Origin of the sequence: Pseudarthrobacter cremeus, assembly GCF_051857465.1 — a bacterium.
Lineage (GTDB): Bacteria > Actinomycetota > Actinomycetes > Actinomycetales > Micrococcaceae > Arthrobacter.
Genome location: NZ_JBPZHC010000011.1, coordinates 36,867 through 49,269 on the forward strand (window position 1 = coordinate 36,867; position 12,403 = coordinate 49,269).

10 protein-coding genes are annotated in these 12,403 nt (G+C 65.3%); 2 read left to right on the forward strand and 8 right to left on the reverse strand.

Annotated elements, in window-relative coordinates:
* Positions 1 to 43: 43 nt before the first annotated feature.
* Positions 44 to 1,042, reverse strand: a complete 999-nt coding sequence (locus ACS5PJ_RS18315; protein ID WP_439436293.1) for an ABC transporter substrate-binding protein — start codon at positions 1,040 to 1,042, stop codon at positions 44 to 46.
* 244 nt (positions 1,043 to 1,286) lie between these two features.
* Here ACS5PJ_RS18315 and ACS5PJ_RS18320 point away from each other — a divergent pair, with 244 nt between their 5' ends.
* Positions 1,287 to 1,766 (forward strand): MarR family winged helix-turn-helix transcriptional regulator, encoded by a 480-nt coding sequence (locus ACS5PJ_RS18320; protein WP_439436294.1) that lies wholly within the window; start codon positions 1,287 to 1,289, stop codon positions 1,764 to 1,766.
* A 116-nt stretch (positions 1,767 to 1,882) separates the two neighbouring features.
* Positions 1,883 to 4,102 (forward strand): NADP-dependent isocitrate dehydrogenase, encoded by a 2,220-nt coding sequence (locus ACS5PJ_RS18325; protein WP_439436295.1) that lies wholly within the window; start codon positions 1,883 to 1,885, stop codon positions 4,100 to 4,102.
* A gap of 122 nt (positions 4,103 to 4,224) precedes the next feature.
* Here the strand turns inward: ACS5PJ_RS18325 and ACS5PJ_RS18330 are convergent, their stop codons facing one another.
* The 7 genes from ACS5PJ_RS18330 to ACS5PJ_RS18360 all read right to left on the reverse strand — a co-directional run bounded on the left by ACS5PJ_RS18330 (position 4,225) and on the right by ACS5PJ_RS18360 (position 12,232).
* Positions 4,225 to 4,734, reverse strand: a complete 510-nt coding sequence (locus tag ACS5PJ_RS18330; RefSeq protein WP_439436296.1) for a hypothetical protein — start codon at positions 4,732 to 4,734, stop codon at positions 4,225 to 4,227.
* Complete coding sequence (locus ACS5PJ_RS18335; RefSeq protein ID WP_439436297.1) at positions 4,731 to 5,963, reverse strand: serine/threonine-protein kinase; 1,233 nt, start codon at positions 5,961 to 5,963, stop codon at positions 4,731 to 4,733. Before ACS5PJ_RS18335 ends, ACS5PJ_RS18330 begins: the two co-directional genes overlap by 4 nt.
* 295 nt (positions 5,964 to 6,258) lie before the next feature.
* The gene (locus tag ACS5PJ_RS18340; RefSeq protein WP_439436298.1) at positions 6,259 to 7,764 is read right to left on the reverse strand and encodes a hypothetical protein; all 1,506 of its coding nucleotides are present in this window, start codon (positions 7,762 to 7,764) and stop codon (positions 6,259 to 6,261) included.
* Between the two features lie 86 nt (positions 7,765 to 7,850).
* Positions 7,851 to 8,789, reverse strand: a complete 939-nt coding sequence (locus ACS5PJ_RS18345; RefSeq protein ID WP_439436299.1) for a hypothetical protein — start codon at positions 8,787 to 8,789, stop codon at positions 7,851 to 7,853.
* Positions 8,790 to 8,984: 195 nt separating this feature from the next.
* Positions 8,985 to 10,055: a Gfo/Idh/MocA family protein gene (locus ACS5PJ_RS18350; RefSeq protein WP_439436300.1), complete on the reverse strand. Its 1,071-nt coding sequence runs from the start codon at positions 10,053 to 10,055 to the stop codon at positions 8,985 to 8,987.
* A 33-nt stretch (positions 10,056 to 10,088) separates the two neighbouring features.
* Positions 10,089 to 10,778 carry an ABC transporter ATP-binding protein gene (locus ACS5PJ_RS18355; RefSeq protein ID WP_439436301.1) on the reverse strand — a complete coding sequence of 230 codons (690 nt, stop codon included), beginning with the start codon at positions 10,776 to 10,778 and terminating at the stop codon, positions 10,089 to 10,091.
* A 2-nt stretch (positions 10,779 to 10,780) separates the two neighbouring features.
* Positions 10,781 to 12,232, reverse strand: a complete 1,452-nt coding sequence (locus tag ACS5PJ_RS18360; protein WP_439436302.1) for an ABC transporter permease — start codon at positions 12,230 to 12,232, stop codon at positions 10,781 to 10,783.
* Positions 12,233 to 12,403 lie beyond the last annotated feature (171 nt).

Below are 12,403 nucleotides of genomic sequence, written 5' to 3' on the forward strand. Positions count from 1 at the left end.
GCATGACAGCTTTGTAAATAGCGTCGAGGCCTCTTGGCTGCGCCTACTTGACTGTCATAGCGGCAACCTCGGGCTGCTTCTCAACGTACTTATACTTGACCATCAGGGATCCAAGGTCCGCGAGCACCTTGGTGGGAACCTCGGCGTTGAAGGACTCCATCTTCAGGTTCTTCGCCACAGCGGCATCCATGTTCATGAACTTCGGCAGCAGTGCCCGCAGTGCGTCCGGATTCTTTTCGGCCTTCTCCAGGATTTCTGCCATGGCCTCCTTGAACGACTTCACCGTCTCCGCGTTCTGGGAGGCAAAGTTACCGCTGGTGAAGCTGACCATGGTGGGCAGTCCGGGCAGCGCCACCTGGTTGGGGCTTCCCACCAGGACGTTCTTGGGATCGGCCAGAGCCTTGGTCAGGAAGGGCTCGGGAAGCCAGATAGCCTCCACCGATCCGCGGTCGAGTTGGGCCTGCATGTCAGGGAACGGCATTTCGACGAACTTGATTTTGGCGGGATCGGCGCCGGCTTTCGCAGCGCTTTCCATGATGGTGAGATCGCCCTGGGTCTTCAGGGTGTTGACGGCCACGGTCTTGCCTTCCAGATTCCCGAAGGAGGAGATGCCGGAGGCCTTGGCGGCCACCACGCCGTTGATATCCGCACCCTCGGCCTTGGAGTTGCTGAAGCCGGTGACGATCTTCATGTCCAGGCCCTTATCAACGGCCAGCATGACGGAGAGCGGATTTCCGACCGAGAAGTTCATGGTGCCTGTCGAGACGGCCGGCAGCATGGCCGCTCCGCCCTGGCCGGTCTGGAGCTCAACGTTGAGGCCGTGCCGGGCGAAGATGCCTTCATCGATGCCGTACTGGACTGCAACCGAGGGGGCAATGGACAGCACGCCGACGGAGATCTTCTTCAGGTCCCCGCGAGCGGCGCCCGATGATCCGGGGGAGGCGGTGGTGGCGGGGCCCGAGAGGGACCCGGAACCGCAACCCGTGAGTGCAAGGGCGGCGATGGCGCCGGCGGCGAGCAGCTGAGCGAGGTGCCTTTTCATGTGTTGACTCTTCCTTGAGTTCTCTGACGGTCCTGGTGGCCGCTGCCTCAGCGGGGCTGGCGAAGCAACAGTAAAGCGAACGGGCGACGACGGCGGCGGTGCAGCAACGCCGTCGTCCGCCGGAATTGCTGTGTGATGTCGCACACAGCCGATGTATCAATGTCAGCCCTGACTATTGAAAATGTCAATAGTGTATTTTCGTCATTAAGCGCGCCGTGCCGGACATCAACCATAGAATTGTTCAATGAACCGGCCCCCCACCACGGACAATGCGCCTTCCGGGGCGCTCGATCGACTCCTGGACGCCCCTCTTGCCGTCGAGATCGAATTCCTGACTGCGCGGGCGCGGGCTCTGGGCAGTGCCAGGGCCAATGCGTTGCTGCAGCCGCTTGACCTGCGGGTCCGTTCCTACGCCGTCCTCTCGCTGGCCTGCAGCGGCGCGGCTCCATCGCAGCGGGACCTCGCCGAATTCCTGCTGCTGGATCCGGGCCAGATCGTGGCGCTGCTGGACGGGCTTGAGCAGCGGGGTCTCGTAAAGCGTGAAACGGACCCCCAGGACCGCCGTTCCAAGGTCATCCGGGGTACGGCGAAGGGGCGCAGCCTGCTCGCCGAAGCGGCTGAGGCAACAGCGCGGGCAGAGGAGCAGTCACTGGCGGACCTCACCTCCGCCGAACGTGACCAGCTCCGTGAACTGCTGCGCCGCGTCGCCTTCCAGGGGCGGTAACGCAGCGCCCTCCCCCTTCACGGGTAGGGTTCAAAGCCGTCTCCTCGGGTAAGTTAACCATGGTGAAATAGCCGGATTTTCAAAAAATCAGCCGACCTTCAGGGAGACGCCCTCGCATGTCAAAGATTATCTATACCCACACCGACGAAGCGCCGATGCTGGCTACTTATTCGTTCTTGCCGATTATCGAAGCGTTTGCTTCGACCGCAGGTGTGGAGGTGGAGACCCGTGACATTTCGCTCGCAGGCCGCATCATCTCCGTGTTCGGTGACTACCTCACCCCGGAACAGCAGATCGGCGACGCCCTTTCTGAGCTCGGTGAGCTGGCAAAGAAGCCGGAAGCCAACATCATCAAGCTGCCCAACATAAGCGCTTCCATCCCGCAGCTGAAGGCCGCCATCGCAGAGCTTCAGGGCCAGGGCTACAACCTGCCGGATTACCCGGACAACCCTTCCTCGGATGAGGAGACGGCCGTTCGCTCCCGCTACGACAAGATCAAGGGCTCCGCCGTGAACCCTGTCCTGCGCGAAGGCAACTCGGACCGCCGTGCGCCGCTGTCCGTGAAGAACTACGCCCGCCAGAACCCGCACTCCATGGGAGCATGGTCCGCTGACTCCAAGACCAACGTTGCCACGATGACAGCCGACGACTTCCGCTCCAACGAGAAGTCCGTGGTCATCGAAGCCGAGGGCACTATCGCCATCCAGCTGGTCCGCGAAGACGGCTCGGTCAAGGTCCTGAAGAAGGCCTTCCCCGTTCTTGCCGGTGAAGTCATCGACGGTACCGTCATGCGCGCCGCCGCCCTGGACGAGTTCCTGAAGGCCCAGGTCGCCCGTGCCAAGGAAGAAGGCGTGCTCTTCTCGGCCCACCTGAAGGCCACCATGATGAAGGTCTCGGACCCCATCATCTTCGGCCACGTGGTCAAGGCCTACTTCTCTGAACTCTTCGAGACCTACGGCAAGCAGCTCGCCGCCGCCGGGATCAGCCCCAACAACGGACTCGCTGCCATCCTGAGCAGCCTCGAAGACCTGCCGGAGGATGTCCGCGAAGGCGTCCAGTCGCTGATCAAGAAGGGCCTCGAAGACGGCCCGGCCCTGGCAATGGTGGATTCGGACAAGGGCATCACCACGCTGAACGTTCCCTCCGATGTCATCGTTGACGCCTCCATGCCGGCCATGATCCGCAGCTCCGGCCACATGTGGGGCCCGGACGGCAAGGAAGCAGACACCCTCGCCATCCTGCCGGACAGCTCCTACGCCGGTATCTACCAGGTGGTGCTGGACGACTGCCGCGCCCACGGCGCCTTCGATCCCACCACGATGGGTACGGTGCCGAACGTTGGCCTCATGGCCCAGGCCGCCGAGGAATACGGCAGCCACGACAAGACCTTCGAGATCCAGGAAGCCGGAACAGTTCAGATCGTTGACGGTTCGGGTGCGGTGCTGGTCGAGCATGAGGTTGCCCCGGGCGACATCTGGCGCGCCTGCCAGACCAAGGACCTGCCTATCCGCGACTGGGTCAAGCTTGCCGTCACCCGCGCCCGCGCCTCCAAGATGCCCGCCGTTTTCTGGCTTGACGAGACCCGCGCGCACGACGCCAACCTCATCGCCAAGGTCCGCGAATACCTCAAGGACCACGACACCGAGGGCCTGCAGATCGAAATCATGTCCCCGGAGAAGGCCACCGCCTTCACCCTCGAGCGGATCCGCAAGGGGGAGGACACCATCTCGGTTTCCGGCAACGTGCTCCGCGACTACCTCACGGACCTCTTCCCCATCCTCGAACTGGGCACCAGCGCGAAGATGCTTTCGGTGGTTCCGCTCATGAACGGCGGCGGGCTCTTCGAGACCGGCGCCGGCGGATCGGCTCCGAAGCACGTCCAGCAGCTGCTCAAGGAGAACCACCTGCGGTGGGACAGCCTCGGGGAATTCCTCGCGCTTGCCGTGAGCTTCGAGCACCTGGCCACCACCACCGGCAATGCACGCGCCCAGGTCCTGGCCGACACCCTGGACAAGGCAACGGGCACGTTCCTGCTGGAGAACAAGTCCCCGAGCCGCCGGGCCGGCGAACTGGACAACCGAGGCAGCCACTACTTCCTGGCGCGCTACTGGGCCGAGGAACTGGCCCAGCAGACCGAGGACGCTGACCTCGCTGCTTCGTTCTCGGCTATTGCCAAGGAGCTGTCCTCCAACGAGGAGACCATCGTGGGCGAACTGGCTGCAGTTCAGGGCTCCCCGGTGGACATCGGAGGTTACTACAACCCGGATGACGCCAAGGCCTCCGCCGTCATGCGTCCCTCTGCCACGCTGAACAGGGTCATCGCCACCCTGAACTGAGCTCCCTCACCCTGACGGACACTTAAAAATGCAGCGCCCCGGGAAACCCGGGGCGCTGCATTTCTGCTCGGGGAGCGCCGCCGTCGTGCGTGACGGGGGCGCTCCCTCCTCCGGTTCAGTCCTTACCCGTTCTTGCCTTTGCCTTTGCCCTCGCCGGCTTTGCTGTTGTCCGCGGGTGCGGGAGCCGGGGCCGGCGCCACAGGCGCGGTGCTTTCCTGGGCGGCTGCCGCTGCCGCGGCGTCCGCGTCTGCCTTGGCCTTCTCTGCCGCTGCTGTTGCTTCCGCAGCGGCCTTCGCGGCCGCGGTAATAGCCGCGTTGAGGTCGGCCCGGACGGCGGTGATGACCGTCATGACGGTACGGCGGCGTTCGTCGGAAACCTTGCCCTTTTCCGCCGCCGCCGCCAGCTCGGTTTCCAGTCCGTCCAGGGCCGCCAGCGCTGCCGCATGGTCATTTGCAGCCGCCGCCTGACTGACTCCCAGGACCCGTTCCTGAAGCTGCCTGGCAGTATCCCGCTGCAACCCCGTCTCCACGGGAGCGCAACTGGCCAGTGACGCCGCCAGTACCAGTGCCGTGGCAACCTGAACCACTCCGCGCGCTACGGAGCGCTGGCCTTTGGGCCCCCAAAACGTCACGGTTCAACACTCTTCTGGAGTTCCTGGAGATGCTCGCCCAGGGTGCCGGTGACCGTGGGGTAAGGCACGACGTCGGGCGTCAGCTGTGGGGACAAGCTGGCGGTGAGAGCCACCGCACCGGCCGCCAGTGCAAGGACGATCAGGATGGCCAACAGCCAGACCCTCCGGCGGCGGTTCACCCGCTCAAGCCACGTCCGGGAGCGGATCTCCGATGAGCCGTTGGGACCTGTCATCCGCTCGGCATGGCCGGGGCCGTCGTCGTCCAGCTCTTTCAACGAAAGGGCGGGGGAAGGCAGCTCTGAGGTGATCGTCGGAGCCCGGAACGGCATGGCCGGCAGCACCCGCGTTGGTTCCGGAGTGAGTTCGCCGGGCGTGGACACCGGCGAGACGAGGGCCTGGCGCAGCACCGTCTCAACGTCCGCTGCTGACGGACGCTCCAACGGCTCGAGGGCTGTCATGGAGCGGATCAGGTCCGCCCATTCCGACGGGAGATCCGCGGGAATCTCCGGTGCGCGGTGCAGCCTGGCGACGGCGGATTCCACTGCGCTGCCGGGGTATTCGATGGTCTGTTTGATGCATTCGAGGAGGACCAGCCCGAACGAATAGATGTCAGTGGCCGGTGTGAGCGGTGAGCCCATGGCCTGCTCGGGGCTGAGGTACGCCGCGGTCCCCACCATGGTGCCCGTGGCAGTCAGCCGTGTTCCGTCAACGATCCGTGCGATGCCGAAGTCTGTGAGTTTGGGCCGCAGCGGCTCGCCCGGGCGGATCTGCACCAGCAGGATGTTGCCGGGCTTGATGTCGCGGTGGATGACCCCGAGGCTGTGGACGTAGGCCAGGGCATCGGCGATTCCTGCGCCGATCACGGCGAGTTCGTCCAGCGGAACAGGGCTGTGCCTGATCCGGCTCCGCAGGTCCTGTCCGTCCACGAGTTCCATGGTCAGGAAGGGGCGCGGCTCATCCGGAATGCGGGTGTCGATGCCGGCGTCGAAGAGCGTCACAAGGCTGGGATGGTTCAATGTTGCCAGGAGTTGGATCTCAGCTTCCTGGCGTTTGAGCTCATCAGCATCGGGAGCCTGGGGTGCGAAGAGCTTCAACGCGACGTCACGGCCCAAATTCTCGTCCCGCGCGCAATAGACGGACGACATTCCGCCGCGACCGATTACCTCACCGAGCCGATAACGTCCGCCAACCACTTCATTCTTGATGGAGCTAGGCGATTCCGCCACCATGACCGTTCCTCCCGGTGCGCTGCGGCACTGTATACCCAATTATACGGGCGAGTAGCCCCCACGCAGACCTCGCCCTGATGATAGGTACCCACTTTTCAGGCAGATAACGGGAGGGCCGCCGCGCCGGTGAAGGCACCGCCCCGGGGCACACCGACGGCCCGGCTGAGAAGTCGTCAGGACCTGCTCAGCCGGACCACCGGTCACAAGGTTGCGTGCTGGTAGTTGTGCTCTCCGGTAGCCCACCTCCTTTCAGGAAACACTGACTGTTGCCGGCGAACGGCGGGGTCTGAGTCGGTTAGGAGGTCCTGCGCTTCCGGAGGAACAACAGCCCGGCCACCATCAGAACCAGGGCGATGGGGACAAGAGTCATCTCGACGCCGGTCTTCGCCAGGGTTGCGGTGCCGCCCTGGCGCGTGGTGCTGTTCATCTTGCTCCCGGTGGTGCTGCCCGTGGTGCTGCTGGCGTCCTTGCCGGCGGCCGGAACCGAACCGGTGATGACGCCGGCAGGAACTACGGTGATTCCGGTAGTTGTTGTGCCGGTTGTGCCCGTCGTGCCGGTGGTGCCTGTTCCGGTAGTGCCGGTCGTTCCCGTTCCTGGGGTGTCAGTGCCGCCAGCGATGCCGGTTCCCGGGTCTGTGGTGTCCGTACCAGGGGTTTCGGTCACGGGGTTGTCAGTACCGGGCGTTACTGCCCCGTCGGTGCCTCCGCCAGCGATCACGGAGGCATCGAGATCGATGTTTGCCCCATCAAGGACACCGGAAGTGCCCAGGCCCAGGTCGATGGCTGCGGCGACGTCGGCGGTGGTTCCGCTGCCGTCGGTGGTGCCTAGGACGTTGTTCCCGAGTCCGAGGTTGATGTCGGCGGCAGCCGCGACGTCGGCGGTGGTTCCGCTGCCGTCGGTGGTGCCCAGGACGTTGTTCCCGAGTCCGAGGTTGATGTCGGCTGCTGCGGCGACGTCGGCGGTGGTTCCGCCGCCGTCGGTGGTGCCTAGGACGTTGTTCCCGAGTCCGAGGTTGATGTCGGCTGCTGCGGCGACGTCGGCGGTGGTGTTGCCCGCGTCGGTTCCGGTCAGAGCAGCGTCCCCGAGTCCGAGGTTGATGTCGGCGGCAGCCGCGACGTCGGCGGTGGTTCCGCTGCCGTCCGTGGTGCCTAGGACGTTGTTCCCGAGTCCGAGGTTGATGTCGGCGGCAGCCGCGACGTCGGCGGTGGTGTTGCCCGCGTCGGTTCCGGTCAGAGCAGCGTCCCCGAGTCCGAGGTTGATGTCGGCTGCTGCGGCGACGTCGGCGGTGGTTCCGCTGCTGTCGGTGGCGCCGAGGGTGCTATCCCCGAGTCCGAGGTTGATGTCGGCTGCTGCGGCGACGTCGGCGGTGGTTCCGCTGCCGTCGGTGGTGCCGAGGGTGCTATCCCCGAGTCCGAGGTTGATGTCTGCGGCAGCCGCGACGTCGGCGGTGGTTCCGCTGCCGTCCGTGGTGCCCAGGTTGTTCCCGAGTCCGAGGTTGATGTCGGCTGCTGCGGCGACGTCGGCGGTGGTTCCGCTCCCGTCCGTGCTTCCGAGGACGCCGTCCCCCAGGCCGAGGTTTGCGTCCACCACGGCGACGACATCCGCTGATCCAGTCGGCGTTGGGCCACCCAGCAGGTCCAACGACGTCGTGTTGGCGGATGTCGCCGCCGAGACCAGGGCGGAGGCGGAAAGGTCCGGCCCGCTGATTGTGTCCGCAGCGCTCGCTGCGGTGGCGCCGAAGGCTAGTAGCCCGCCGGCAAAGAGGGTGCTGAGCAGCCCCCTGCGAAGGTTGCAATGCATGAGTTTTCTCCTGAGAAGTTGAGGTGGGGCGCCGATAAGCGCCCTTAGGCCGCGTTTTGCCCATGGAAAAGGGCAGCAGGGCTCAACTAGTCAGGAGAAGAACCGGGGTCGAACGACACCGGTGAAGGGGCATGTTCAGGTGAGGCGCTGATGGGGAAAGCTCCCGGCAGCAAAAGGTTCAGGCCGAAATCGTCCACCCAGGCTGCAGCGCTCGTGGGGCCGGAGGGCGAAGCGCCGCTCCCAGCACCGGAAGCCGGAACTGCAGGGACCGGAGCCAGCGGTGTCGAAGGATCGCCGGTCCACGGGCTTCCCGGGGCGGCTGAGCGCATGGCCGAGCTTGTCGATCCGGCTATTGCTGCCGTCGTCGCGAGGCTTACTTGGGGCACCACGAAAGTGCTGTCTGAGGTGCCGGGATCACTTGCCAGGCCCACGTCAGTGGCCTCCGGAGTCAGCGCGCCCTCCGCCAAGGGCGAGTCCTCGGCGGCGGAAATCCCGTTCACGGGCACGCCGGTCAGCGTGACCGGCAAGCTGGCTGTCACAGGCGCAACCGCGGCCGCCGTCAGCTCCACGACGGGCTGCAGGACAGGCTCAAGAACGGGTACGGCATCAGCGAGCGGAGGAACGACGGTTTCAACCAGTCCCGCAGCAACGGAATCGGCTGCTAAGGCGACCGGGGCTGCGAGGGAAGTGACGGTATCTGCCGGGACCACGATGTTCAGTACCGGTACGGCAGCTACGAGCTGGTCCGCCGTACCGGCCACGGAGCCTACCAGCGGCTGCACAAGCCCGGCGGAATTTGCAGGCAACCCTTCGGGAGAAACAGCCGCCTGAAGCGGCGCAACAGCACCCGTCAGCGGAACCGAAAGGGAGGAAACCGAGGACGTCACCCCGCCGAGGAGGGAGGCGGAGTCTGCGGACGCGTCCGCCAACGCAGGAGTAGAAGAAAGTGTCAGCCAGGCCGCGGTTGCCGCGCCTGCGAGCAGGATGGGCCGGAGCGCACGCCACGGCGATAGAGATATAGCCATGCGTACCACCCCCAGTACCGTTGAAATCGACGATTTGAACAGCGTATGACTTTTCTGTGCAGCCCGTCTAGGGAAAATGAGAATTAACCCAGCAAACTTACTAATTGCTATTACGTCAGCATTATTAAACTATGCCCGGACGTCAGGCCGGTTGACGCGGACTGTCACCGATTCGCCAGAACAGGATGTGCTTCGTCAGTGCTCATCATTCGGGTAGCTGACGCCCAGCTGGCCGCGGACGCCGTCGAAAAGACGCATGGTCTTGACCGAATCCTCCAGCGGCATCACCGGGCTTTCCGTGAGGCCCTGCTGGATGCAGCGGGTTACTTCGCGGAGCTCGTAGGCATAGCCACGGCCGACGACGTCGAACGGCTCGGTGCGCTGCTCGCCCAGGCCGATGCCGATCACCAGTTCCCGCGGGTTGTTAATGGAGCCCACGCTCTGCAGGTACCCCAGGCTTCCGGCCACCGTTGCGGTCCGGGGGCCATGGGCGAGGAGGGAGGAGGTCAGCTGGGCCTGGGCGCCGTGGTTGTAGCCAAGGGTCAGCGCGTTCTGCGCGTCAACGCCGTCGTCATTAATGAAACCGGTGGCGCTGACCGTCTGCGGGAATCCCAACGTTCCCACCGCCCAAAGCAGCGGGTACACCGCGATGTCCAGGAGCGCACCGCCGCCGTCCTTCCGGGCCCAAAGCCTGGACGTGGTGGAGTAGGGCGCCGGGAAGCCAAGGTCAGCCATCACCCAGTGCACCTCACCCAGTTCGCCGGAAGCGGCAATCTCGAATACCCGCTGCATCCCCGGCAGGAACCGGCTCCACACAGCCTCCATGAGGAAGAGCTTCCGTTCGCGGGCCACGGCCACCAGTTCGCTGGCTTCGCGGGCATTGATGGTGAACGCCTTCTCACATAGCACGTGTTTGCCGGCGTTCAGCGCAGCGAGGACGATCTGATGGTGCTGTGCGTGCGGGGTAGCCACGTAGACAACGTCCACGGCATCATCGGCGAGCAGCCGCTGGTAGCCGGTGACGCCGTGCTCGTCCCAGTAAGACCTGCCGAAATCGTAGGCCGTGGCGAAACTCTCCGCTGTGTCCCGGGCGCGGGAACTGACGGCGTAAAGCTCCGCATCACGCAGGAGGGCCAGGTCCTGCGAAACCGACCGGGCAATCCCGCCGGTGGCGATGACGCCCCAGCGTAATGGCCTTCCGGTGGCGGACTGGGGGTCCTGGTCGGACTGGGTGGACAACCACGGCTTGGCTATTAGCGGGCTCATGGTGCCATCCTCTCACCCGGACCAGTCCGAACGTCAGACCAGGGCCCGGGCGGATTCCTCCGTCAGCCTGCCCTGCTGGAGCCGGAAACGGCGGTCGGTCTTATTGGCCAGCGCCCTGTCGTGGGTGACCACCAGGATGGTGGTGTTGTGGTCACGGCTCAGCGCGCTCAGGAGTTCGATGATGTGGTCACCGGTCTGCTCGTCCAGGTTGCCCGTTGGCTCGTCTGCGAGGATCAGCTTGGGTTCGTTGGCCAAAGCCCGGGCGATCGCCACGCGCTGCTGCTCGCCGCCGGAAAGGCGGTTGATCCGCCGGACCTGCTTGTCCGGGTCCAGCTGCACCTGCGCCAGGAGGTCCCTGGCCCGCTCCAGGCGCCGCGATTTACGCATTCCGGCGAACTCCATAGGGAGCATTACGTTGTCCAGGGCGGACAGGTTGGGGATCAGGTTGAACTGCTGGAACACGAAACCGATGTCCCGGCGCCGGTACTCGGTCAGCTTGCCGTCCGGCATGCCGGCCAGGCTGACACCGTTGACGACGACGTCCCCGCTGGTGGGTTTGTCCAGCGCACCCAGGAGCGACAACAGGGTGCTCTTGCCGCTGCCGCTTTTGCCCACAATGGACGCCAGCGTGCCCTGCTCCAGGACGAAACTCACGTCGTTGACCGGCTTGATGGTGCGGTCACCGGAGTTGAAGGTGCGGACCAGGTTCTTGACTTCAATCATGGCTATTCTCCTCGCAGAACTTCGATGGGACGGATGCGTGCCGTGAGCAGCGCGGGGACGAGCGCGCCGATGATGGCCACGCCGAACACCGCGGCGATTCCGGCAGCGATGACGCCGGGGGAGGCGCTCGCGGTGACTGACGTCAGGAGTTGGGAGGCGCCACCCAAGGGCCCGCCCGGTCCGCCCGGGAAGCCTGCGCCGCCTGGCATGCCAGGGCCGCCGGCCGCACCGGCCATGGCAGCACCGCGCCCGGCGGTGGTGGCCGCCGTCGTCGTCGTGGTGTTGGTGCTTATCAGTGCAGAGGCGATGCCGCCGCTGGCGAACGAGGCGATGGCGGCGCCCACCGCGCTGCCCATGGCCACCAGGACCAGGGCTTCGAGCACAAACTGCAGTCCGATGGTGCGGTTGGGGGCGCCGATGGCCTTCAGAACGCCGATTTCGCGCCGGCGTTCACGGACAAGCATCACCATGATCAGCAGGATGATCAGCCCGGCGGTGCCCAAAGCTGCGACAAAGGCGATGAAGGAGATGTTCTTGACGCTACCGAGGGAGCTGACCGCGGTCTCCAGGCTCTGGCCCTGGGTGACGTCGGCCTTGTCGGTGCCGAGTGCCGTTTCCAGTGCTGTCTTGGCGGACTGAACGTTCTCCATGCTGTTGACCTTGACGATCATTGTGGACAGCTCGTCCGGGAGCCCGGCGAGGGCCTGCGCCGCCGGGAGAGTCACGTACAGGGCGTTGTTGCCGAACGCGGTGCCGGAATCGAACAGGCCGGCGACGATGTACGTCTGGCCGTTGATGGTGAAGGTGGACCCTACGGACAGCCCGTTCTTTTGGGCCAGCGTGGTTCCCAGCAGGGCGCCGGTGGATGCAGCCGAGTAGTCGCCCAGGCCGGTTCCCTCGGTGATGGTCAGCGCCTTGCCGGTGCTGTCCATCTCGGCACCGATTCCGGTTGCGGTGATAGGCAGCGAGCGCACCGGCTGAGTAGTGGTTGTGCCGGTGGCAGCCTGGTTCCGGCCGCCCAGCGTACCGGCGTCGACGGCCGCGGTAAGGCTCGTGGTCAGCGTTGCCGCGGACGAGCCGCCCGGGCCTCCGGGGCCTCCGCCGCCCGGACCGGTTTGGCCGGCCGCAGTCTGGGCGGCTGCCTCGGTGGCGTTGCGCAGCCTGAGGGAAGATGTCCCGACGACGGAGCTCACGTTGGGGACTGCTGCTGCGGTTGCGGCCTGCTCGGCGGTCAGCGGTTCGCCGCCGCCTTCAAATCCCTGGCCGCCGGCCGGGTTGACGGTCAGGACGGTGCCAACAGTGGAATTCAGCTCCTGGACTTTGGCCGCGACGGCCTGGTTGGCCACCAGCATGGCGAGGGCAAGTCCGATCGCGACGGCCAGCACTGCCACCACCGCGGCCGTTCGCACTTTGTTTCTGAAGGCATTGCCGACACTTCGGGCAAGGACGCTCACTGTACTCCTAGGATCCGGGCCGGCAGAAGGCCGGCGACTGCTCCTACCCTCGCGGCCCTCGCTGTGCGGGAAAGCGGCTGAAGCTGTGTTTGGCCTGTGAAACAGCGCAGGGAGTGCCAGAGCGTCGGGTGAAAGTCTGCAGGGAGTGCCAGAGCGTCGGGTGAAAGTTGG